We start from the raw sequence: 21968 nt of genomic DNA, 5'->3' as shown, positions 1-21968 counted from the left end.
ATCCTCAGGAGCGAGCAGTCTCTCAACGACACCGTGGCTTTCGGACCTGCCGGACATGTTTTTCATGGCGGCATCGCGGTCAGCAGCGACGACGATGCAGCCAAGTGGAGCGGTTGGTGGGTGGACTGCGAATGCGGATGGAGCGGCCCGCCGTGCTCGTCGCAAGCCGCGGCCTGGAGTACACACCGGGCGCACCTGGAGGACTGTGATGCCTAGCCGACTAATGACCGACCTTCAGCTGCATCTGCCGTTTCCCCGCGCTGCTGCGCGCGATTCGTGGGCGGTGTTTAGCCCGTGCCGGCGCTACCGCTACCGGCTGGTGCGGGTATGGGACTCCACCCAGCCCAGGCTGGGTTGGGTGATGCTCAACAGCTCCGATGCCAACGAGCACCGCGACGACCCCACCGTGCGGCGAACCATCGGTTTCGCCCGCGCCTGGGGCTATGGCGGCATCGACATCGCAAACCTGTATGGGTTCGTGTCGAAAACTCCTGCCGCACTGCATGATCAGGACGACCCGATCGGGCCTGACAACGATGCGCACCTTGCCGCGGTTTGCGCCGACAATGACCTCACCGTGATGGCGTGGGGCGCGGGCGCCGAGCCTGGCCGCGCCCACGATGTCGCGGTCCTGTTGTGGCGGCTCTGCATTGAACACCGGCGGTCATTGGCCGTGCTGGGCTGGACGCTTGGTGGACAGCCCAGCCATCCGCTCTACGTGCCGACGTCGACGGCACCCGAATGCTTAACCACCGCACCGGTTTCGCGGGAATGCCCGGTATGGGGTTACGCCGATGACCCGCATTGGGCCCAGCTACTGGGGTACGCCGCATGAACGCCGCTGCACAGTGCGCCGGGTTGTCGGTGGCCTGGTTAAGTGAGGTCGAAGTCGCGGCCCGCAGTGGCCTGCCTGGGCCTTTGGTGGCCGAGCTGTTGCCGCAGCTTCCCACCCCACCGCAAATCGGTTACGACCGCACTGCCGCGGTGTATACGGCCGACGCCGTCTTGAAGGCCCAAATTGCTGTTCTCATACTCGATTTCGGTATCCGGTATCGCTATGTGCGCGCTGCGGTGCTGCAGCCGCGCTCAACCGCGCAGCTGCGCGAAAGTCTTGAGGTGTGGCAGCAGTTGCTTGCCGGTAGCCGCCAGTCACGCAGGCCTGGTCGCGTGGCGGCGGGCCGTGCAGGTCGTTGGCCGGCAGGAGTGTTCGCCGCTGCCTTCGCTGTTGTGCGGCAACCTTTTCACAGCCGTGCGCATGCGCTTTCACGCCCCGATGTCACGTCTGTGCAGCACATGTTGCTGACAACACCATCCGATAAGTGAGCGGACAGGAAGCACGCCGATGTCACTACTGATTTCTGAAAGCGTCGAGACGCGGTGCTTGATTTGCGGGCATCTGCCGGGCGAGCCGGTGTTTTTCGACGGGCAGGTGGTGTGCCTTGAGCATCTTGCGCCGTGCGGCGCGTGCATGGGTGGCTGGCGGTTGCGCGAGGAGCCTGCGTGTGGTCCGTGCACTGCTGTTATTAGACCGGCTTCGGCGCGGAAGGCGGCTTGATATGCGGGCTTTTTCGCCAACCAAATCCGCATACCGGGACACGGCTCGCCATGATGCTCACTGTCGCGCCGGTGAGCTCGTTTTCGCCGAGTTGCGGCGTTCCCGGACGCGGTTTCCTGACCGGTTTCATTCCCTGCCAGAAGCCGTGTCGGTGCTCGAGGAGGAACTCGATGAGCTCACAGACGCGGTCCGCGCGAACATGATTGAGCATGCCCGTGCCGAGGCAGTGCAGGTCGGCGCAATGGCTTTGCGGCTCATCGTCGACCTCGAACCACATGCACTGTCGGATGCCCGTGACCGGCTCGCTATGCAGGCCGCGGTGTCGAAAACGGTTCAGTTGGGCCAGCCGGCTAAGCCATTGGTTTCGGCGCATGAGGGTCGGGGGTTTATCCGGTGCCGGCACGAGCAGCTATGTGCGGCACTGGTTTCGGAGGACATCGAGCCTGACGAGCAGATGCGCAAGGTGGTTTTGGCGGCGTACGGGATTGCTGTGCTGGCGTTGCGGTTCGTCGCTGAAGTCCCCGTTGATACACACCGGCAACTGGAGGGCCGGCGATGAACACTGACACGGCTGGCAGCACGACACCCGGTGCGGCCCATCCTGGCTGGCTTTTGATCGCCCCCGATAACCGGCCATATGCCTGGTACAGCTACGACCGGGTGCTGTCCTATGACGAGATCTCGGCGATGGCGCGGTTTGAGCCCAGTGACAGTGTCCGCGACGACATGGTCCGGGCTGGATGGGCGGTATGTGCCGGTAGCGGCGTCGAACTCGTCGGCGATGGATGTGCTTTCACGAAGGCCTCAGCATGACCGCCTCCTGTGATGGTGAACGCCGTGGCACCACTGTGCCAGCGGGGTCGGATGGCTCGTTCCCAGGTGGTGGCCGGCGAGGTTGGGCGCTTATCCCTTCCGGATTTGCCGGCTTGCTGCCCGCGGACGATGACTGCCAGTGGCAGGACCGTGCGCTTTGTTGCCAGACCGATCCTGAGGCGTTTTTCCCTGAGAAGGGGGGATCTACCCGTGAGGCCAAGCGGATCTGTCAAGGCTGCGAGGTCAAGACGGAGTGCCTGGAGTATGCGTTGGCCCACGACGAGCGGTTCGGGATCTGGGGTGGGCTTTCGGAGCGGGAGCGGCGCCGGCTCAGGCGAGGCATGGCATGACCGCCGTTTTGGATGCTGTCCAGTTGCGCAGCCTACTGCTTGAGGAGATCGAGCGCGCCGGCGCCATCACCACCGGCGCGCTGGCCGCCCGCCTGCCCGCCAAGGATGTGGTCGTTGATGTGCCGTGCAATCCGGTGTGTCAATACGCAACCCGGTGGAGCCAGGCGGCCGCGGTCCTCGACGACCAGCCCGGCCGTTATCGGACCCGCGCCCGGCGCACCACGAAAAGCATCTACCGGCAGTTGCGTGTCCTTGAGGACAGCGGCCTGATTACCGGGCTTCGCGGAACCGGCGCGCGTGGAGTGCTGTGGGTATGCGGCGGCGACGACGTCGACGGCCTGGGCGAGGACTTCGTGTCCTGCGGTGCCGGCGCTGGCCGGCCGATCATCACCCCAACCTTGAAGGAGGGCCTGCTGTGACATGCCACCTTTTTGGCGCTGCGGTGACAACCACAGGGCCAGCTGGGGTGATGAGATCACGCCGGCTTTGCGGGGTTTGGGACAGCATCCCCAGTCACGCCGGCCTTGTCGGTGACATCGAGTCGCTGCGCTGGGCGCTGGTGGCGTATGTGCGGGCACACAAGGCGGCCAGGCGTGATCACACGATCCATCTGTTGACCGGCGAACCGCCAGCGGTGAGGGCAGCGTCGTGACCACGCTACCCGTTTACCGGGGCCCTGACGCTGTGCCGCTGATGGCCCCTTCTCTTCGCGGGAAGGCTTGCGCTGCCAAGGATTTGGTGCCGAACCATATTTTGTCGGCCCGTGACCCCCAGCGGGGCCGGGTGCGTGGCGTCACCACATACCCGGACGTGGTAGCGGTCACTGTTCACAGGCTCGGCTGCGGCGGCGTGTACCGGTTCTGGGCTGCCCCAAATGACGGTTGGCGCACGCTTGTCGATGCGGGGCGACGAGCACCGCGGGATGCTCACGCCGCTGGCTGCCCTGGGCATATGACGGGGTGCGTGTGCTAAATGTTCGCCAACGCAACAGGTTTCGATTACACGCCGCCGCTTGGGGGCTCTCGTGCATCGAGGCCAGCCGCCGCCCGAGCCGAAATCCGCGGCACCAGGCCTGCGCCGCTAAGCCAGGTGGTCACCACCAGCGATGGGGTGGCGCTGTCGGTGCGTGAGTACGGTTCGTGCACGGCGGCGCGCACAGTGGTTTTACTGCATGGCTGCTGTTTGAACCGCGTCTCGTGGAGCCTTCAGATCAGGGAACTGCTCCGCCGGTGGGGCACCGATATTCGCATCATCGCCTACGACCACCGCGGCCACGGCGATTCCGGGCAAGCGCTGATGAACACCTACACCGTTGAGCGGCTCGCCGCGGATCTCGCCGAGTTGCAGGTGGCTCTTGGGGTTAGAGGCCGGGTTTGTTTCGTGGGTCATTCTTTGGGCGGCATGACCGCGCTGGCCTACCTGGGCCGACCCGCGTGTGATCGTCCGGTCGAGCCCAAGGGGCTGGTTCTTGTCGCCACCGCTGCAGGCAGGCTCGCCGAGCGGGGGTTGGGGCGGCTGCTCGCCACACCTGCCGTCGACATTGCCTATGGTCTGGTGCGCCGGGCACCAGCGGGCTGCGATGGGGCTGTTCGGGCTGTTGCCAGGCCGATCTGGCGGCAGCTGGCACGGTGCGGGTACGGCCCCGGCGGCATGGGGAGGGCGGCGCTGGTCGAGGTTGCCGCCGGGGCGATCAACGCTACACCGCTAGCCACCAAGGCTGGTTTTCTGCGGTCTTTGCGTGGCTACGACCAGTATTCGACCCTGGCGGGCATCACCGCGAAGTGCATCGTCGTCGCTGGTGACGCCGATTTGTTGACACCGCCGTCGCACGCCCGTGATCTGGCCGCCGGAATTGGGGGCGCCACCTTGGTGCAGATCGCCGGGGCTGGGCACATGCTGCTGCAGGAAGCGCCGCAGGTGATCACCAACGCCATCGATGCTGTCATCTGGGGCAATAGCTGTGACGCGTCGCAGGGCGGGCACAACACCGCACAGCCGATGCCGGATGCCGCGGGGGCCGCATCATGACCGCGACTGCGGAGCTGCTGCCGCTGAGGCTCGAGGACACCGCCGCCGGTGAGGGCGGTGGGCCGGCTACGGCGGTGTCGTTGGCGCTACGGCCGCATCAACAGGCGGCGTTCACCGAGGCGATGCGTCATCTCGGCGAACACGATCGGGTGACGGTCGCGTTGCCGTGCGGCACCGGCAAAACCCTTCTCGGGCAACGCCTTGCCCAGTATCTGGGGCGGCATGGTCGGTCGGCAATTCTCGTGTTAGTGCCGTCAGTGGCGTTGCTGGCGCAGACGATGCGGGCCTGGGTGCGCCACAGCGCCCGGCCGCTGGCGGTGTTCGTGTTGTGCCATGACCGCAGCGTGTCCAGCACGGATTTGCATGTTCCGGTGTCGACTAGTGCGGCGGCGCTGGCGGGCTGGGTTACACGGGAGCAGCAGCAGATCCGCCGCCCGACCGATCCGCAGGTTGTGGTGTTCGCGACCTATCAGTCGAGCCCCCGCATCGCTGAAGCCCACCGCGATCACGGGTTGGCGCCGTGGCATGTGGTGGTCGCTGACGAGGCGCACTGCGCAGCAGGGCAATTCGAGGCTGCTTTCGCCACAGTGGTGCACGACAGCAAGGTTCCGGCGGCGGTGCGGATCTTTTTGACGGCCACTCCGCGGATTCGCGGCCGCTCGGCTGGCGCGTTGTGCATGGACGACCCCGGCGCGTTCGGGCCGGTGGTGGCGCCGCTGGCGGTGCGGGCGGCCATTGACGCGCGGCTGCTGTCGGACTACGTGGTGGCGGTGGTGACGGTCACCGACGCCGAGGTGCGGGCAGCAATCGGTCCACTGCAGCCGATCAACATCGGCGGCCGGGTGGTGTCGACGGATCAGGTCGCCACACAGCTGGCGGTCGCCTCGGCGGCCCGCACCTACGGACTGCGGCGAACCATGGTGTTTCACAACAGTGTTGAGGCGTCGCGGCGGTTCAGCGGCGGGCTCGCCGATACGCTGGCGCAGGCCGGCGACGAGCTCGCCGACCGGGTGGTGGCCATGCACATCGACGGCACCACGAGTGCGCGGCGGCGCGCAGAGTGTTTAGCGGTGCTGGCCGAACCTGGCGGCGACCGGTGGGCGGTGCTGTCCAATGTTCGCTGCCTGGGTGTGGGGGTCGACGTTCCCGCACTCGACGGTGTGGTGTTCGCCAGCCCCCGCAGTTCACAGATCGACATCATCCAATCTGTGGGGCGGGCGCTGCGGGTGGATCCGTCCCGCCCGGAGCCAGCGGTGATCGTATTGCCGGTGTTCCTCGAGGCCGGCGGTCCGGATGTCGCGCAGCAGGTGGCGTCCTCGAGTTTTCGGCACGTGTATCGCACGCTGTTGGCGTTGGCCGACCAGGACGCCGAGCTGGTGGCCGAGCTGCGCCGCGGTGCGCGTCGGCGCCGGCACACACCGGACTGCAGTCATGGGGGCGGTCACGTCGGTGGGGGGCGGCTGGAGGTGGTTGACGTCGGCGGCGGCCTGGCTGCGGACGCGGTGCTGGCCGCCCTGCAGGTGGAAACGTTACGGCTGCTGTCTCCGGGCTGGGATTTCGGGCTCGAACAACTGCATGCCTACGCCGAGGAGCACGGCCACACCCGCGTGCCCGCATCGTATGTGACCGAGTCGGGGTACCCGCTGGGGGCGTGGGTGCGTGGGCAGCGGCGCCGCCGCGGCCAGCTCACCGGCGAACGGATCGCCGCGCTGGATTCCACCCCCGGCTGGGTGTGGAATCTGCACGAGGCGGCCTGGGCCGACGCGTTCGACAAGCTGGCGGGCTTCGCCGGCGAGCATGGCCACACCCGCATCCCGCGCGACCACCGCTGCTATGACGGGTTTTTGCTGTTCCAGTGGGCCAGTGATCAGCGCCGCGAATACGCCGCCGGCACGCTCGACGCGCAGCGGACGGCGGCACTCGAGTCGCTGCCCGGATGGCAATGGCGGCCCGCCGGGCAACGCTGGGAGTACGGGTTCGCGCAATTGGCGGAGTTCGCCGCCGACACCGGGCAGGCCAGCCCGTCGCAAAACTACGTCACCGAGCAGGGCTACCGGCTCGGGGAGTGGGTCAGCAAGCAGCGCTACGCGCACGCGCGCGGCCAGCTCGACGCGCAGCGGACGGCGGCATTGGAGTCGCTGCCCGGATGGCAGTGGGACCTGCTGGAAGCCCGGTGGTGCGCCGGGCTGGCCGAGTTGGCCCGTTTCGCCGCCCAGCACGGTCACCTGCGTGTGCCCCGCAACTACCGCACCGCTGGCGGGGATCCACTCGGCAAATGGGTCGATAACCAGCGCAGCGCCGAGCGCGCCGGAACCCTTGCCGCGCATCGTGTTGCGGCGCTCGAAGCGCTGCCCGGCTGGAGCTGGTCAGCGCCTGCCGCGCCGGGACTCAAAGGTGCACCCCGATGACCGCCCACCACATCCATACCCAGTGCCGCTATTGCAAGACAGACCTCACCGGGTCTGTCAGAAAGGACGATCGCCATGTGTAGGAGCACAGGCAGGCGGTGCCCTGGCCGCATGGAGCAGAACGCTGCCGTGGTCCCCGATGGGCCGCCCATCGCAGTGGCCAGCCGACGCGTCGACAGCCAGCGGGACACCGCGAGGTCCGAGCGGTGAGGCCCGGGGGTAACGCGGTGCCGGCCGAGTTGGCCGGGCTGGATTGGTCGGTGATCACCTGCCAGTGCGGCCACGGTTGTTCGCGGCCCGCCCGGTATGTGGCCGAATTCCATGCGGTCGACCACTGCTGCTGCAGCGGGGTCAACGAGCTGGGCAACGTGGTGCTGATCGTGTGTGGCCACTGTCTGTCGACATTGCGGGTGTCAGCGGCGGTGTTTGCGCGGCGGCTATCGCGCTGCGGGCGCCCGGCCTGCCGGTCGTGCGGGGCACCGATCGCGATGGCCGGTGACATTTTGCGGTCGGTGAGGCCGCTGTGAGCGCGTCTGTCAGTGTTGCCGAGACGGTTACCGCTCGAGGGTTGGTGCGGCGGATCCGCTGCGGCGGTTGCTATGTCGATGTCGGCGGCCGCCTCATCGACGTCGGGACCCAAACGGTGACCACCGAAACCGTCGACGCGTTGATCGCGGCGCTACGTCTCGCCGCCGCTATGGCGGAGCCCACCCAATGAGCGTAGGCCTGCAGTTCAACGTGCCGCTGTCGTCGGCGGCTGAAGCTCGGAACCCACGCCCCGGCAGCGGCTTTCGCACGTATGGCGTTGCGGTAGGACAACTGGATTGGTTGCTTGACCGCAGCGACCCTCGAGTTGTCGCGGCGCTGGCCCACACCTGTTCGGTGTGTAACGCACCGCCAGGCGATGACTGCGGCTGGCGGGATCCACGTCACCACGCTCGATTAGCGCTCGTAGGCGGCGCTGTCATCCACCACATCCGCGTGCCGCAAACAGTGTCGTTCGGCGACCACCTACTGGTCGCGCACCGCGCAGCCCTCTTCGAGGAGGAGTGACTCATGACGCTGACGTTGACCGACCTGTTCGCCGGAGCCGGCGGTTCATCGACCGGCGCGGTGTCGGTGCCGGGCATCGAAGTCCGGGTCGCTTCCAATCACTGGAGCCTGGCCATTGAGTCACACGCGGCGAATCACCCTGAGACAGATCATATTCAAGCCGACCTATCCCAAATCGACCCCCGCCTCTTCCCACGCACCGACGCTCTGTGGGCGAGCCCGAGCTGCACGCATCATAGTTCCGCCCAGGGAAAGAAGCGCACGGATTTGCAACAGCCCGACCTGTTTGGCGACACGCTGCCCGAAGAGGCTGCAGAGCGCTCGCGGGCCACGATGTGGGACGTGGTGCGCTTCTCTGAGCACCACGAATATCAAGCGGTGATCGTAGAAAACGTCGTCGAGGTCGCGTTGTGGCGGCCATTCCGCGCGTGGCTTTCCGCAATGGATTCCATCGGCTACAACCACCGCATCCTCTACCTGAATTCCATGCATGCCCAGGTCTTCGGATCCGGCGCGCCACAGTCGCGGGATCGGATCTACATTGTGTTATGGCGCAACGGAAATCGTCCACCAGACTTGGATCGGGTGCTGCGGCCGCGGGCCGTGTGCCCCGACCATGGCGAGGTCGATTCTCGGCAGGTATGGAAGAAGCCGGTTCATTGGGGGCGGTATCGGGCGCAATACATCTATACCTGCTCCCGGACCGGATGTCATCGAGTCGTTGAGCCGTTTTACCGGCCGGCCGCGGAGGCCATCGACTGGGCGATCCAGGGCCAGCGGATCGGCGATAAGCCGTTGCGGGAGTTCAAGAACAAGACGACCGGTGAGGTGGTCTTGTCGCCGCTGGCCCCGAGGACCATGGCTCGGGTCGAAGCCGGCATCCAGAAGTATTGGGCGCCGCTATTAGTGCCGGTCGAAGGCCGCGCCGGCGAGACCGCCGCCCGCCCAGTCGCTGATTCCGCCCGCACCATGACGAGCCGCAACGAAACTGCGTTGCTGGTGCCGTGTGGTGGCACCTGGCGTGACAAGCCGACCTCTGCTCGTGAGCCGATGCCGGCCCGCACTACGCGGGAAAATGACGGGCTCGCGTTCATCGCAGAACTGCGCGGAGGGGGAAGCAAGCACCGCCCGGTCTCAGCAGCGCTATCCACCGTGACAGCGTCCGGCAACCATCACGGCCTGGTAATGACCTACTACGGCAATGGCACGAGCAGGTCAACCGACGCTGCCCTGCCGACTGTCACTGCGGTGGACCGACACGCGCTGCTGATGCGACACAACACCGCACGTGGCAACCCAGCTCAGATGATCACGCCAGTAAGCGAGTATGCCCGCACTATCACCACGCGCGGCCATCAATCGTTGCTCACCTGCGCGACTCTCGACATCAACGATGTCCTGTTCCGCATGTTGGAGCCACATGAAATCTCGGCGGCAATGGACTTCCCGCGCGGCTACATCCTCAAAGGCAACAAGCGGGCTCAGGTTCGCCAGGCCGGCGCGGCCGTAACTCCGCCGTGCTCACGGGATCTGATCGGCGTGGTGGCGGAATCGCTGGGGGTTGCGTTGTGACTGCACCACCTATGGCCTATTTCGGCGGCAAGACACGGCTCGCCGCGAAGATCGCCGCGCTGCTACCACCCCACGAGCACTACGTCGAACCATTCGCTGGCAGCCTCGCAGTGCTGCTCGCCAAACCGCCGAGCCGGATTGAAACAGTTAACGACATCGACGGCGGCCTCATGTGCTTCTGGCGCGTGCTGCGCGACCGGCCAACCGAACTCGCCCGGGTCTGCGCGCTGACGCCGCATTCACGGGCTGAGCACGCCGCGGCAGCGACATCGTTCGATGATGCTCTCGATGAGTTGGAGCGGGCACGCCGCGTCTGGGTACAGATCAGCCAGAGCCGCACCGGAACGCTGCGTAAGACCGGCTGGCGCTACTACATCGACCCATCCGGCACACATACGTCGATGCCCGGCTACCTCGAGGCCTACGTCGAGCGCATGGCCGCCGCGGCCGAGCGCCTGCACAAGGTTGGTCTCGAATGCCGCCCAGCTCTCGAGGTAATCGCGGCCTACGGGACGTTCGAGGCGGTCTGCCTCTACGTCGATCCGACGTACCTCGGTAGCACGCGGCACCGCAACTATCGATTCGAGATGACCAGCAAGTCGGAGCACACCGAGTTGCTCGAGGCTCTGCTCGGGGCCCGGGCCGCCGTCGTTGTCAGTGGCTATTCCAACGAGCTCTACGATGCCGCGCTCGGCGGATGGTGGCGAATCGAAATCCCAACCATGAGCGGACATGCACGCTGCGATCAAGCCCGCACTGAAGTCATCTGGTCTAACCGGCCGTTAGGCCACCCGTCGCTGTTCGACCTGGAGGCGGTTTAATGTCTGACCTCTACTTGTGTCCCGTCACTTTCGATGAAGCGGTTGACTTCGTCGGTTGTCATCACCGGCACCATCCGGCGCCGACCGGTCACAAGTTCAGCATCGGAGTCGCCCGCGGCGGCGAAATTGTGGGCGTCGCGATGGTCGGTCGTCCTGTGGCGCGACTTTTCGATGACGGCTGGACTCTTGAGGTGAATCGAACATGCACGAAAGGCTTGCCCCGCAATGCTAATTCGATGCTTTATGGCGCCGCGTGGCGCGCTGCCAAGGCGCTGGGCTATCGGCGACTGATCACTTACACGCTGGCGAGCGAGTCTGGTGTCTCGCTTCGCGCCGCCGGGTGGCGTGTAGTCGCCGAGCGAAAGCCTCGGAAGGGGTGGAATATGCCCGGCCGCCCACGGATCCACACCACCGAACATAACGTGCAGCGGACGCTATGGGAGGCGGTGTGATGCCTGACCAACTCACCGTCGCCGATCTCGTGGCCGCCATGGCGCGGCACAGCGGACTGTGCTTTCGCCTCCGCCCGGCACCCGGCCGCGCCGCCACGGCGGCACCATCGGTTCAAGATGCGGCCGGCTCTGTAGTACTCAATGCGCCTTTGCCCGAAACGATTTCGCCCGAGGTTACGGCCGACGAGTACCTCGAGACAATTCGCGAGCAATGGGTGAGGCCCGCCGCCCTCATCAGGAGGTCCGCATGAGCGCATCGGGCATCGAGTGGACCGAGTCGACATGGAATCCGACGACCGGCTGTGATCGGATCTCGCCCGGGTGCGATCACTGCTATGCGTTGGCGCTGGCTAAGCGTCTGAAGGCGATGGGGTCCGCGAAGTATCAGGTCGACGGCGATCCCCGCACCAGCGGACCGGGGTTCGGTGTCACCGTCCATCCCAGAGTCATGGATGAGCCGTTGTGTTGGCGAACACCACGAAGGGTGTTTGTTAACAGCATGTCGGACGTCGGACATGTGCACGTCAGCAGCGTTGCACTAGCACGGATCTGGGCGGTCATGGCGCTTACAGCGCGCCATGAGTACCAAGTTCTGACTAAGCGGCCGCGGCGGTTGGCGAAGATGCTGGCGGACCGAGATTTCGTTGCCGCGGTGGCGCGCGAGGCAACCGAGATCATCGCCAGAACACCCGCGCACCTGGGCCGGTGGCGCCTGGATTTAGGTGGCGCACGGGTGGCCGGCGACTCGGGGCGCGGCTGCAGGTGGACCATCATCAAGGCTGACCGCGACAACCTGTGGTCACCACCGTGGCCCCTTCCCAATGTTTGGGTCGGCACGTCGATCGAATCGGACGATTATTGCTGGCGAGCTGATGTTCTGCGGGCCATCCCTGCCGCTGTGCGGTTTCTCTCGCTGGAGCCGTTGCTTGGCCCGCTGACGAGCCTTGATCTCACCGGGATCGATTGGGTGATCGTGGGTGGGGAATCAGGGCCCAGAGCGCGGCCGATGGATCTTAAGTGGGCTCGCCTTCTGCGCGACCAGTGTGCTGCTGCTGGCGTGGCTTTTTACTTCAAGCAGGCCGGGTCGGTGCTTGCCCGCCAGTGGGGCTGCAGCGGCAAAGGAGCTGAGCCGTCCGACTGGCCGGAACCGTTTCCGCGGCAATTCCCCGAGGTGTCGTGATGGCCGTCAATCGACCGTTTGTCTACCTTGAATGTGGTCGCCGCAGAGTCGGCGGGGACTGGACCGGCGACAAGAATCTCAGGCGGCCTCCGCGTGTCGTGCGCGGGTACCCGCGCATTGTCGTGCGACCATCCCGGTGTGTAAATGTCCACACTCGGGAGGCCGGTAGGCGGCGGGCCGTCAGGTTGTTCACTGATCGTGGCGGCTCAATGTCGCAGCACTACGGGCTATTCCAATACCAGCGGCAGGACCAACCCATGACCGCGCATGCGATGCGTCTTGTTCTGGTCCACGAAAGCCATTGCCGCTCCGCGGTGTTCGCTTTGCAGCTTGCGCGCTCGGGCGATCAACGCTGCTCGTCGATACGCTGGGCACGGCAATTCCTTTGCGCCGCTTGCCGTATCAACCAAGAGGCCGCATCGGCATTCACCGCGTCTGGCTCATGTCGATCAGTCACCACCCAAGGGCATGGGTGCGATGACGACTTATCGCCGTTCGAGAAAGGAGCCGACCTTACTAACTGACGCGGCCGGCATCGCTGGCCGCGAGGACAGAACAACTACATAGAGGGGCTGCCATCACAGGCCAACCCCCGAAGGGGTTGGGATAGCAAGTTGTAGCGATCCCCGGAGCGCGACCTCCGGGCCTGTGAGATTCGAGCGCCAACTCGATATCTCGGTGCCCCTCGCGAACCGAAGGGACTTTCACCTTGGACGGGTGCCGGTCTCAGGGTAAGTCATACCCTGATAGCAATTCAAGAAACACGCCGCAATGGTCCCCTGGCGGCCTTTTGACCAGCGGGGACGGGCCGGTTGTGACTGTGCGGGTCGCGCGCCGGCAAGAATTCGCGGCCTGGCTTGAGCAGCATGCCGCGGTGCCGGCTGCGGTGCCGCAGTGGCTCTCGCGGCGCGTGTGGATCGCGTCGGTAATTGCGTGGGCGGATACCGAGGAGGGCCGGGCGGCGCTGCGCGCTGCACATTTGAGCGCCGCCCGATTCGCCCGAGTGGTGCGGGTGCTGGCACGTTTCGCCGACGGGGCTAGCGGACGCAATGTGGCGGTGACGAATGCGCGGATCGCCGACTCGGCCGTCGTGTGTGTGCGCATTGTGCAGACTGCACGGCGCATCCTGGCTGCCGCCGGGTGGGCCATGGAGGCTTCCCGTGGATACGGTCATGCTGGCGGCCGCCGTAACCGGCCGTCGGTGTGGCATCTGGTGAGTCGGCGCACACAGGTTTGCGCCCTTCCCTCTCGTAGTTCTTATCAGCGTGTTTGTCACGCTGGTAAGAACTCTCCAAGCGGCGCCCCTCGGCGCCGCCGGGAAAATCACTCACCAACCAAAAATCCGCGACGGGGTCGGCGCCCACAACAGACCGAGCCGCGCAACTTACACACCCAACGCTTGGCGGCGTATCTGGCCGCGCACTGCGTCGGTCTGCGCACAGCGCACCCAGGCCGCTGGTGTGATGTTTTGCAGCGCAGCCATCTTCGATTGGCCGATTGGACCGGCAACCAGCTGGTTTCGGCGATGAATGCCACGATGCGCGAGCGGGGCTGGCATTGGCCAGACCGCATCGCTAACCCGGCTGGCTTCTTGGCATTTCGGCTCGCGCAGTTGCCGGCGACCCCGGCGGTCGAGGCCTGCGGCCCGATTGCGCCGCCAGACGACTTCAAGCCGGCGGTCGTGTGTGCAAGCGCGGAAGTACGCGCTGCGGCGCTTGCGGAAATCCGAGAGATTTTGTCGCGCAGGAAGTGTGCCGCATGAGCGTCGTAGGGGTTGATCGACCCGCTGCTGTTGGTGGTGACATTGGTCGCCAACCGCCGCAGGATCTGGCGGCTGAACAGTCTGTGCTCGGCGCAATGTTGCTGAGCAAGGATGCGATCGCCGATGTCGTCGAGCGGATCCGGCCGGATGATTTTTACCGACCGAATCACCAGGTGATTTTCGATGTCATCGTGGGTCTGTACGGCCGCGGGGAACCCGCTGACGCGGTAATGGTCGCTGCCGAGCTCGATCGGCGCGGCGCGCTGGCCCGCATCGGCGGCGCACCGTATCTGCACACGTTGATCGCGTTGGTTCCCACGGCGGCTAACGCGGGGTACTACGCCGGAATTGTCGCTGAGAAGGCAATACTGCGGCGGCTGGTGGAAGCCGGAACCCGGGTCGTGCAGTACGGCTATGCCGGCGCGGAGGGCGCCGAGGTCAGCGAGGTTGTCGATCGCGCCCAGGCCGAGATCTACGGCGTAACCGAGCAGCGGCTCAGCGAGGACTACGTCGCGGTGGGCGATCTGCTGCAGTCGACGCTCGACGACATTGATGCGTTGTCCAGCCAGGGCGCCCTCAACGTTGGCGTGCCTACCGGTTTCGTCGAGCTCGACGAACTCACCCAGGGGCTGCATCCGGGCCAGTTGGTGGTGGTGGCCGCGCGGCCCGGGGTGGGCAAGGCCTTGGCGTTGGACACGGCGCTGCCGACACCGGCGGGCTGGACCACCATGGGCGACGTCAGGGTGGGCCAGCAGCTGCTCGGTGCCGACGGTCAGCCGACACGGGTGGTTGCCGCCACCGGTGTGATGCTGGGGCGGCCCTGCTTTGACATCACCTTCGGTGACGGCACGGTCATTACCGCCGACGCTGAACATCAGTGGCCCACGACCGCCGGGTTACGCACCAGCAGTCAGCTGCGGCCTGGCGATCGTGTGCGGGCGGCCGCGGCCGTGGAACTGCCGCCGGCCGCGGCCTTGGCGGTATCGCCATATGCGGTGGGGCGCTGGCTGGGCGGAGAAACCACAGCCTCGGGCGCGGTCAGCAATTACACGGTGTGGCACTACCTGCGCGGCTCACTGGCTCAGCGTCGTGACATGTTGCGCGGATTGCTGGACGCCAGCGGCGCTGATCGCAGGGGGCGCGCCGGCGACGGGTTCTCGATCGCACCAAGGTGGCGTGCTCCCCAAGACCGGACACTGGCAATCGATTTACTCGGATCACTGGGCTATGTCGTCGCGCGAGGACGGTTGGGCGAGCGCATCGACGTCGTTGGCGGCGCCCACGAGATCGTCGCCGTGGAAGCCCGCCATCCGGTGCCGGTGCGCTGCGTGCAGGTCGACAACGCCAACCACCTGTATCTGGTGGGACGGGCCATGGTGCCTACCCATAACTCGACTCTGGCCTTGGATCTGCTGCGGTCCTGCTCGATTAAGCACCGCCGCGCCGCCGTGATCTTCTCGCTGGAAATGAGCAAGTCCGAGATCGTGATGCGGCTGCTGTCCGCGGAGGCCAAGATCAAACTGGCCAATCTGCGGTCGGGGCATCTCAGCGACAACGACTGGGTGACTCTGGCGCGGCTGATGGGCGAAATCTCCGATGCGCCACTGTATATCGACGACTCGGCCAACCTCACGATGATGGAGATCCGCGCCAAGGCCCGTCGGCTCAAGCAGAAGGCCGACCTGTCACTGATCGTCGTCGACTATCTGCAATTGATGACCTCGGGCCGCCGTTACGAATCGCGCCAACAGGAAGTGTCGGATTTGTCGCGCTGCCTGAAGCTGCTCGCCAAAGAGCTCGAGGTGCCAGTGGTGGCGCTCAGCCAGCTCAACCGCGGCCCAGAGCAACGCACCGATAAACGTCCGCAGCTATCTGACCTGCGTGAAAGCGGCGCGATCGAGCAGGATAGCGACGTCGTGATCCTGATTCACCGGCCGGATCTGGTCGACCCGAACGATCCCCGCAGCGGCGAGGCCGACCTGATCGTGGCCAAACACCGCAACGGGCCCACCCGCCGAATTACGTTGGCCCACCAATTGCACCTGTCGCGGTTCGCCAACATGGCTAACCCCTCAACCTCTGTACCTTTTTAGGCTGAGGGCATACGATGGGGATTACGATTTCCGGCGCGAGCCAAAGGTTGCTCAAATTGGTTGAATCACAAAAGCGTCGGCGCTCTGCGGCTGAACGGCGCCGCTACGCCGAGAACCGGGCGCAACGCACCGCCGGCGGCGACAAGCAGCGCACCCCATGGTCAATCGACGACGCGCGCGCCGCGCTCGACGAGTCGCTGACGGTGACCGAGGCCGCGCTGGCCGTGGGCCGCACCGCAGTCGCGGTAGAGCGGCTGCGGGCCAAGTGGCGTGCCGGACGCTTGCCGGCCGGCTTGGTCAACCAAGTGCCGCCGCCGGCCCGAACAACCCAACGCAACACGAGGAGCCGAGGATGAGCACCTATCTGATCACCGAGGATGGTCGCCGGTGGCTGCTCGAGCAGGGCGACGACGTCGACGACGTGGTCACGTTTCTGATCGAAACTCGCGCCACCACGGCGTCATCGCCGATAGTCGCGCTCTCACGCCAGCAGGTTGTCGCACGTATCGGCCGAGGCATCCCCACCGACTTTCCCGACGCGGACGTCCTGATCGGCGACCCTGATCAGGGAGCCACCCGTGGCTGGTGGGAGGCCACCGTGCAGCGCTGGCTCGGAAAGGCCACCGAACCCGCAGCCACCATCACAGAGACCGCGGAGCCGGCGGCCGACGACGAGCAGGCATCCCCGGGATGGCCGCGGCGCTCACGCCAGTGGGACGACGTCGACTTCTCCGCAGCCGACCGGCGCGCGCTCATCGCCACCAGTCAGGGCATCGTCACCCCTGCCGGCCTGGTGATCTCACGCCCACTCAGCCAGGGCAGCGACCTGGGCAAGCTCGCCGCGAACTACCAGTGGGCACACAAGCCCGACGATTGCGCACCGCAAATCTGGATCACCCCAGAAGCATTGGATGCCATAGGTTTTCCCATCGACGGGCTGACCGAGGACACACTGGCCGACACCGTCGAAAAGTTCTTCAGCGCCACCATCAAGTACCACAAATCAGGTTTCTTCACCTGCCAATGGCCCGGCGCTGACGACGCCGAGATTCGCCATGAGGCCGACGTCGTGCTGATGCCCTTCACCCACCTCGACCCCTCCCCGTCGCGTCCGGAGGACCGAGGCGTGATCGGCATCGCAGGCACTCCCACCGAACTGCCCGACGACGAGATCGAGGCCGCGCACCTGCTCGCCGATCGCATCGAATGGCTACACAGCATCGAAGGGGCACTACCCGCACCCCGCTGGTCACGGGTGGGCGTACAAATCGCCGAGGCATGGATGAAACGGGCCCGCCCCAAGCCCAAGAACTCCCGCACAGCGCCCCCACTGCTGCCGAGCCCGCTGCCGGCCGAGATCGCCCCGAACGGCAGGTTTCCGTCTCCGTGGTGGAACCCCGACAGCTGGAGACGACGCCACCGCTCACTCGGCGAAGGCATCGACGTTGAGCTCGACCAGCAGGCCGCCTACCTGCCCTCGGCCGAGGGACTCTACCTCGGCTACGGAAAACCAGCATGGATGCGGCCGGATCCGGGCGTATTCAACCAGCAACGCCCACCGTTCGGGATGTTTAAGGTCAGCGTGCCCGCCGGCGACGACCTCGACGGGCTGCACCGCCGCCTGCCCGTCCCGCACCCCGGAATGTCCTGGAAAAAGCCCACCACCTTCTGGGCCACCACTGTCGATGTCCAGCAGCTCATCGCACCCACCGAGAACGGCGGCGCCGGCATCGCCGTCGCTGAGCTCCAGATCGAGGCGGCCTGGGTATGGCCCGAACAGCACCAATGGCTCAAAGGGTGGGCAGGGGCGCTGCGGGCCAAGCTGGCCGCCGCACGCCTGCAGGGCCGCGACGACTACGAGGAAATGATCAAGGCCATCTACACCAGCTACCTTGGTCGGCTCGCCGCGGTCGGGCCCGGCGCGTGGAAGTACCCGTACCTGCACCATCAGCAGCCGGCCTGGTACGCGGCGATCGAGGGCCTGACCCGCTGGCGCGCCCTGCGCTACGCCACCCGAATCGCCCGGGAACACGACCTATATCCCAACGAATGCTTGAACGACGCCTGGTTCTATCGCGTCCCCGCCGACACAGACACCAGCGTCCTCGAGGACCCGCTTCGCGATGACGGTACCCGCGCCAACGGCTCCTATCGGATCAAGGCCACCACTGCGGCAACACCGGCATGAGATTCGCCCGCATGGCCCAGACCGGGCCCGAACAGCCTCCCGAACAGCCTGTGGGGGAAGGGTTTCGGGCCGCCATGGACGCGTTGACCGAACGCCGCTACCGCGAGATGCGAGGAGCGTGGGCCCGAGCGCCCGAGCGACTGCGCCGCGCCGAAGCCGCACGCCGCGCCCGCAACGAGATGGCCCGCCGCGTCGCCCAACACACCGGCCGGCCGCGGGTCTCCGCGCGCACCATCGCCCGCCGGGCACGCCATGACGCAATGCCACCCGGCGTCGAACGCATGTGGCTCGAGCGCTGGGCCGCCATCGACCGCGCCGGCGGAATCCGGGCCATGGCCCGCCAAGTCGGCACCACCCCTCAGCGGGTAACCTCCTGGCGCGACTCTCCCCGGCCCGAAGCCCCGCTGCCGACACCGCCGCCGCCAGAACGGCTGCCAGTGGAGGCGCAAACCGTCGGCGTGGAAACCCAGGGCGTTGTCATCATCAACGGCAAGGCCTATCCAAAACGAATCCCCGAAGGCAGCGGAGCCGAACAGGCAGAGCTCGAAATTCAGCCAGACAGCGGCATAATGGAAGCCTGGCTGGCCGAGGACACCGAAACACTCTACGAACTGCTCAGCGACCAAATTGTCATGCAGATCATCGTCCCGCGCTGGAACCTGCCCCCGACCTACAGCATCGACTACCAAATCGAGGAACTGCGAAAGTTCGTGCCAGGCCTATGACCGGGGCCAAATGCGATTCGTTATGTGCGCATTATCCAATGTCCATGCGCCAGACGGGGATCCGGCAGGGAGTCCGCCCCGGCTGCACTCACTCATCAGTTAGCGAGCCGAGATTGCCGGGCGTGGTGAATTGCGACAGCGCATCGCGATACTGGGCGATCACACTCATCAGCCTTTCTGACGTGGCCTGAAACCCCGTGGCGGCCTGGCGGTAACGCTCGGCAGACACCTGGTAACCCTCGGCGGCCATTCGGTATCCATCGGCTGCGCCGGCCATCTCCACGGCCGATACGCGATGCTGGTCAACGGCCTCCAAAAGCATTGCATGCGCGGCCATCATCAGCCGGGCAGCCTCGTTTGCTGCAACGACTTGCGCCCGCAAATCGTCGTTTTCAGCCCGCAGAACGCGTAACTCAGCGTCCAGCGACGCGTCGCCGGCGTGATCGCCCCCGACCGGCAATACCCTGGCTGGACCAGACGTCGAGGTGAGTTGGTCGAGGTAGACATACCATCGTCGCTGTTTGGGCCCCAGGTGCGCCCCTCCCTCGATGTCGCCGGCTTGGATCATTCGACGGACTGTTCGCACGTCTCGGCGCAGCATGCGGGCGGCTTCGCGGGCGCTCACGACGGCACGGCCTGGCTGAGGCCGATTCTCAATCGCCATCCGCATTAAATCCTTCGCACCGGCTGATGATGAAGATCGTAGCCGAGGATCGCCGTATCGACTGGCAGTGACCAGCTGCAATGCGCCGTTAAAGAGCATTACATGCCCACTAAGTGGACAACACGCCGCACGCGGGTACCCGCACGGTAGGCACGTGCCACCTATGATCATCATGAACGTCCACTAAAAGGACATCACAGCAGCTAGACCAGCAGAATCGGGATCATCAGCACGAGAGGGATCAGGATGAACAAACGGCAGGAGCTCAGCCCAGAAGGTTCGGCGCCGGCGGCCAAGAAGCGTCGCAGCGGCTCCGAAAACCGCCAGCGGAACCACCAGGTAAAGCTGAGCCTGCTCGGTATCGAGCACGCACGCCTCCAGCAGCTCGCTCGCGACGCTGGTCTGCCTAACATTCAGCAATACATCCTGCACCGACTCGAGCCCGACTTGGCCCCCGCCTCGTAACAGGGAGGAAGAGGGGTCTTCTGATGGCCCGCTTCAGGGTCCATCGAGAGTGGGCCGACGGAGCCGCCAAAGCGCAACGAGACCTCGAGACCTAGTCGCGAGTGACTAAGCACGATGTCGGTCCGTGAGAGGAAGATCGAGCCCATGAGCCGGAGCGTTACAGAGATCCCATCCGGCTGGCCCAACGCATGCGAAGCTGCCGGTGGTATCGATCGTGATCTCGAGCGTGCTGTTGATTGCATCGGTGCCGGGCGGCTGTTGTTCAGCATTGCCGATGCGCTCGCCAAGGAAATGAAGCACCCGGCATTTGCCGCTCGTGCCTACCGAGTTCTGCTGGCCCGGATGGCGGGCCAGACGTTGGATCAGATCGCCAGACGTGAAGGTGTCTCCCGTGAACGCATCCGGCAAGTGGTTTTCCACATTCGTCGGATCGTTGTCGCAAGACCGGATCTCTTTGAGGGGTTTAACGGTTTAGAGCACGCCGTCCGTTACGAAACCCTCAGCATCGCTGACCAGTGCCGTAACCGGCGTTGGCGCAAGGGATTTCAGTGAGTACCAGGTACACAAACGGTAGGAGCGGAGAGAGAGATATCGGAGTGGCACCGTATACCCACATCTGTGCACGCTGCAGGCACCCGATAACCGCACACCGAATCGACCCCCGCCGCCCAGACGGTCCTGGGTCGTCCCTACTGCTGTTACTACGAACGCTGCGCGTGCCGGATCATGCAGACCGACCCCGTACACCCGATCCACAACAAGGCAGACTTCGAGCGACGGTTCCCTTGGTGGCCGCGACAGCTGCGGCCGATTCCGACCCGAGTCCGCTAACCGTAACGGAAGACTCAACCACATTCTGTCCGTTGGTGTTTGGTGGGCCTGGCGATGTGGCGGTGGTGGTGTCGCGGGTGGGGCAGGCGGCGTGGTTGCGGGCGGTGTTGGCTGATGTGGCGGGGGTGTTGGTGGGTACGGCTAATGGTTTGCAGGGGGTGGAGCGNGTGGGCCTGGCGATGTGGCGGTGGTGGTGTCGCGGGTGGGGCAGGCGGCGTGGTTGCGGGCGGTGTTGGCTGATGTGGCGGGGGTGTTGGTGGGTACGGCTAATGGTTTGCAGGGGGTGGAGCGTCCGGTGGTGGTGGCGGTGCATCCGTTGGCGGGGTGTCGGGGTGGTGGTGAGGGGTTTGGGCTGGATTCGGGGCGGTTGTGTGTGATGCTGTCGCGGCATCGGGCGCATTTGTCGGTGCTGGTGGATGCGGGTAGCGCCGCGGTGTTGGATCGGTTGGCCGCCGAAGGCAGCGGTGGTGATGGGGCGGTGGCCCGCTCGCGGTGGGTGTGGGAGGCGTTGGCGGCGGCGCCGGTGTTCTGACCACCCGACCCCTCAACCCAACCGCGTGACAATACCCGCGGCAATGCGCGATCGAGACCCTGGGCGGTAGCTGCTTCCGTCCTCGGCGTAGCCGAGGACGGTCACATTAACAGTGTTGTAGCGCAGGGGAATACAGAATTGCGGCGAAGCCGCGCCCACGGTCCACTACCGGAACCGAAAACGCTTTGCTACCATGGACATATGAGCGGCGAAGCAGCGACCGTAACGCGAAACACGTTGGAATGCAACGAAATAGCAAGCGGCGTAGCCGCACCAATGGCGATCGAAACACCAAGGGGCGCAACGGTAAAGCAACATCACAACCGCGAGGCGAAGCCGAGCGATCCTAGCGTGAAGACGAAAACGCAACGCGCACAACACAATCCGGCCACCATGCCAGAGAGGCGGCGGAGCCGCCGGCCGCGTCAGCCGGCGTAAGCCGGCGTCCTCCCTCCGGCGAAGCCGGGGGGGGGGGG

At 65.6% G+C, this 21968-nt stretch carries 22 protein-coding genes; 20 read left to right on the top strand and 2 right to left on the bottom strand.

The genetic code is table 11. The annotated features are described in order from the left end of the window. Window positions 1–55: 55 nt before the first annotated feature. From H7I87_RS00115 to H7I87_RS00030, 18 genes are all read left to right on the top strand, one after another. Window positions 56–835, top strand: coding sequence for a DUF1643 domain-containing protein (locus tag H7I87_RS00115; protein WP_112650110.1), 780 nt, complete (start codon window positions 56–58; stop codon window positions 833–835). Next, window positions 832–1323 (top strand): hypothetical protein, encoded by a 492-nt coding sequence (locus H7I87_RS00110; RefSeq protein WP_139800159.1) that lies wholly within the window; start codon window positions 832–834, stop codon window positions 1321–1323. Before H7I87_RS00115 ends, H7I87_RS00110 begins: the two co-directional genes overlap by 4 nt. A gap of 179 nt (window positions 1324–1502) precedes the next feature. Beyond that, window positions 1503–2114, top strand: a complete 612-nt coding sequence (locus H7I87_RS00105) for a hypothetical protein (protein WP_139800160.1) — start codon at window positions 1503–1505, stop codon at window positions 2112–2114. Further along, entirely contained in the window at window positions 2111–2368 is a 258-nt protein-coding gene (locus H7I87_RS00100) for a hypothetical protein (RefSeq protein WP_045377876.1), read from the top strand. The genes H7I87_RS00105 and H7I87_RS00100 overlap by 4 nt, the downstream gene beginning before the upstream one ends. Continuing rightward, window positions 2365–2718, top strand: a complete 354-nt coding sequence (locus H7I87_RS00095; RefSeq protein WP_045377873.1) for a WhiB family transcriptional regulator — start codon at window positions 2365–2367, stop codon at window positions 2716–2718. The genes H7I87_RS00100 and H7I87_RS00095 overlap by 4 nt, the downstream gene beginning before the upstream one ends. Further along, on the top strand, window positions 2715–3137 hold the full coding sequence (locus H7I87_RS00090) for a hypothetical protein (protein WP_045377871.1): 423 nt from the start codon (window positions 2715–2717) through the stop codon (window positions 3135–3137). The genes H7I87_RS00095 and H7I87_RS00090 overlap by 4 nt, the downstream gene beginning before the upstream one ends. A 553-nt stretch (window positions 3138–3690) precedes the next feature. Next, window positions 3691–4746 carry an alpha/beta fold hydrolase gene (locus H7I87_RS00085; RefSeq protein ID WP_081264566.1) on the top strand — a complete coding sequence of 352 codons (1056 nt, stop codon included), beginning with the start codon at window positions 3691–3693 and terminating at the stop codon, window positions 4744–4746. Further along, on the top strand, window positions 4743–7154 hold the full coding sequence (locus H7I87_RS00080; RefSeq protein WP_045377867.1) for a DEAD/DEAH box helicase: 2412 nt from the start codon (window positions 4743–4745) through the stop codon (window positions 7152–7154). The genes H7I87_RS00085 and H7I87_RS00080 overlap by 4 nt, the downstream gene beginning before the upstream one ends. A gap of 568 nt (window positions 7155–7722) precedes the next feature. Next, a complete protein-coding gene (locus tag H7I87_RS00075) occupies window positions 7723–7872 on the top strand; it encodes a hypothetical protein (RefSeq protein WP_158085014.1) in 150 nt (49 codons plus the stop codon). 338 nt (window positions 7873–8210) lie between these two features. Then, window positions 8211–9779: a DNA cytosine methyltransferase gene (locus tag H7I87_RS00070; RefSeq protein WP_045377861.1), complete on the top strand. Its 1569-nt coding sequence runs from the start codon at window positions 8211–8213 to the stop codon at window positions 9777–9779. An 11-nt stretch (window positions 9780–9790) separates the two neighbouring features. Then, window positions 9791–10600: a DNA adenine methylase gene (locus tag H7I87_RS00065; protein ID WP_045377858.1), complete on the top strand. Its 810-nt coding sequence runs from the start codon at window positions 9791–9793 to the stop codon at window positions 10598–10600. Further along, window positions 10600–11052 (top strand): XF1762 family protein, encoded by a 453-nt coding sequence (locus H7I87_RS00060; protein WP_045377855.1) that lies wholly within the window; start codon window positions 10600–10602, stop codon window positions 11050–11052. Before H7I87_RS00065 ends, H7I87_RS00060 begins: the two co-directional genes overlap by 1 nt. A gap of 247 nt (window positions 11053–11299) precedes the next feature. Further along, complete coding sequence (locus H7I87_RS00055) at window positions 11300–12232, top strand: DUF5131 family protein (RefSeq protein ID WP_052425566.1); 933 nt, start codon at window positions 11300–11302, stop codon at window positions 12230–12232. Between the two features lie 1399 nt (window positions 12233–13631). After that, entirely contained in the window at window positions 13632–13994 is a 363-nt protein-coding gene (locus H7I87_RS00050) for a hypothetical protein (RefSeq protein WP_139800161.1), read from the top strand. Further along, window positions 13991–16087: a replicative DNA helicase gene (gene dnaB, locus H7I87_RS00045; RefSeq protein WP_045377847.1), complete on the top strand. Its 2097-nt coding sequence runs from the start codon at window positions 13991–13993 to the stop codon at window positions 16085–16087. The genes H7I87_RS00050 and dnaB overlap by 4 nt, the downstream gene beginning before the upstream one ends. Window positions 16088–16143: 56 nt before the next feature. Beyond that, window positions 16144–16443 (top strand): hypothetical protein, encoded by a 300-nt coding sequence (locus tag H7I87_RS00040; protein ID WP_045377907.1) that lies wholly within the window; start codon window positions 16144–16146, stop codon window positions 16441–16443. Beyond that, window positions 16440–18275 (top strand): hypothetical protein, encoded by a 1836-nt coding sequence (locus H7I87_RS00035; protein ID WP_045377845.1) that lies wholly within the window; start codon window positions 16440–16442, stop codon window positions 18273–18275. The genes H7I87_RS00040 and H7I87_RS00035 overlap by 4 nt, the downstream gene beginning before the upstream one ends. A gap of 11 nt (window positions 18276–18286) precedes the next feature. Continuing rightward, window positions 18287–19000 (top strand): hypothetical protein, encoded by a 714-nt coding sequence (locus tag H7I87_RS00030; RefSeq protein ID WP_235434837.1) that lies wholly within the window; start codon window positions 18287–18289, stop codon window positions 18998–19000. A gap of 88 nt (window positions 19001–19088) precedes the next feature. On the opposite strand, the gene H7I87_RS00025 is transcribed toward H7I87_RS00030, so the two are convergent. Further along, window positions 19089–19664, bottom strand: a complete 576-nt coding sequence (locus H7I87_RS00025) for a helix-turn-helix domain-containing protein (RefSeq protein ID WP_235215880.1) — start codon at window positions 19662–19664, stop codon at window positions 19089–19091. Window positions 19665–19847: 183 nt separating this feature from the next. Next, window positions 19848–20096: a hypothetical protein gene (locus H7I87_RS00020; protein WP_139800162.1), complete on the bottom strand. Its 249-nt coding sequence runs from the start codon at window positions 20094–20096 to the stop codon at window positions 19848–19850. 177 nt (window positions 20097–20273) lie between these two features. Between H7I87_RS00020 and H7I87_RS00015 the strand changes: the two genes are divergently transcribed. Both H7I87_RS00015 and H7I87_RS00010 read left to right on the top strand, forming a co-directional pair. Continuing rightward, the gene (locus H7I87_RS00015; protein ID WP_045377904.1) at window positions 20274–20681 is read left to right on the top strand and encodes a hypothetical protein; all 408 of its coding nucleotides are present in this window, start codon (window positions 20274–20276) and stop codon (window positions 20679–20681) included. A gap of 460 nt (window positions 20682–21141) precedes the next feature. Beyond that, a complete protein-coding gene (locus H7I87_RS00010; protein WP_048892237.1) occupies window positions 21142–21492 on the top strand; it encodes a hypothetical protein in 351 nt (116 codons plus the stop codon). Window positions 21493–21968 lie beyond the last annotated feature (476 nt).

Source organism: Mycobacterium timonense, from assembly GCF_025821985.1.
GTDB lineage: Bacteria > Actinomycetota > Actinomycetes > Mycobacteriales > Mycobacteriaceae > Mycobacterium > Mycobacterium avium.
Note: the sequence above shows the minus strand (reverse complement) of the source record. Positions and strands in the feature narration are given on the sequence as shown.

Coding starts and splice junctions, on each gene's coding strand:
- H7I87_RS00115 (WP_112650110.1), top strand. CDS start 56: ATGTTTTTCATGGCGGCATCGCGGTCAGCAGCGACGACGATGCAGCCA.
- H7I87_RS00070 (WP_045377861.1), top strand. CDS start 8,211: ATGACGCTGACGTTGACCGACCTGTTCGCCGGAGCCGGCGGTTCATCG.
- H7I87_RS00035 (WP_045377845.1), top strand. CDS start 16,440: ATGAGCACCTATCTGATCACCGAGGATGGTCGCCGGTGGCTGCTCGAG.
- H7I87_RS00100 (WP_045377876.1), top strand. CDS start 2,111: ATGAACACTGACACGGCTGGCAGCACGACACCCGGTGCGGCCCATCCT.
- H7I87_RS00065 (WP_045377858.1), top strand. CDS start 9,791: ATGGCCTATTTCGGCGGCAAGACACGGCTCGCCGCGAAGATCGCCGCG.
- dnaB (WP_045377847.1), top strand. CDS start 13,991: ATGAGCGTCGTAGGGGTTGATCGACCCGCTGCTGTTGGTGGTGACATT.
- H7I87_RS00095 (WP_045377873.1), top strand. CDS start 2,365: ATGACCGCCTCCTGTGATGGTGAACGCCGTGGCACCACTGTGCCAGCG.
- H7I87_RS00025 (WP_235215880.1), bottom strand. CDS start 19,664: ATGGCGATTGAGAATCGGCCTCAGCCAGGCCGTGCCGTCGTGAGCGCC.
- H7I87_RS00110 (WP_139800159.1), top strand. CDS start 832: ATGAACGCCGCTGCACAGTGCGCCGGGTTGTCGGTGGCCTGGTTAAGT.
- H7I87_RS00030 (WP_235434837.1), top strand. CDS start 18,287: ATGGCCCAGACCGGGCCCGAACAGCCTCCCGAACAGCCTGTGGGGGAA.
- H7I87_RS00085 (WP_081264566.1), top strand. CDS start 3,691: ATGTTCGCCAACGCAACAGGTTTCGATTACACGCCGCCGCTTGGGGGC.
- H7I87_RS00015 (WP_045377904.1), top strand. CDS start 20,274: ATGAGCCGGAGCGTTACAGAGATCCCATCCGGCTGGCCCAACGCATGC.
- H7I87_RS00060 (WP_045377855.1), top strand. CDS start 10,600: ATGTCTGACCTCTACTTGTGTCCCGTCACTTTCGATGAAGCGGTTGAC.
- H7I87_RS00080 (WP_045377867.1), top strand. CDS start 4,743: ATGACCGCGACTGCGGAGCTGCTGCCGCTGAGGCTCGAGGACACCGCC.
- H7I87_RS00090 (WP_045377871.1), top strand. CDS start 2,715: ATGACCGCCGTTTTGGATGCTGTCCAGTTGCGCAGCCTACTGCTTGAG.
- H7I87_RS00055 (WP_052425566.1), top strand. CDS start 11,300: ATGAGCGCATCGGGCATCGAGTGGACCGAGTCGACATGGAATCCGACG.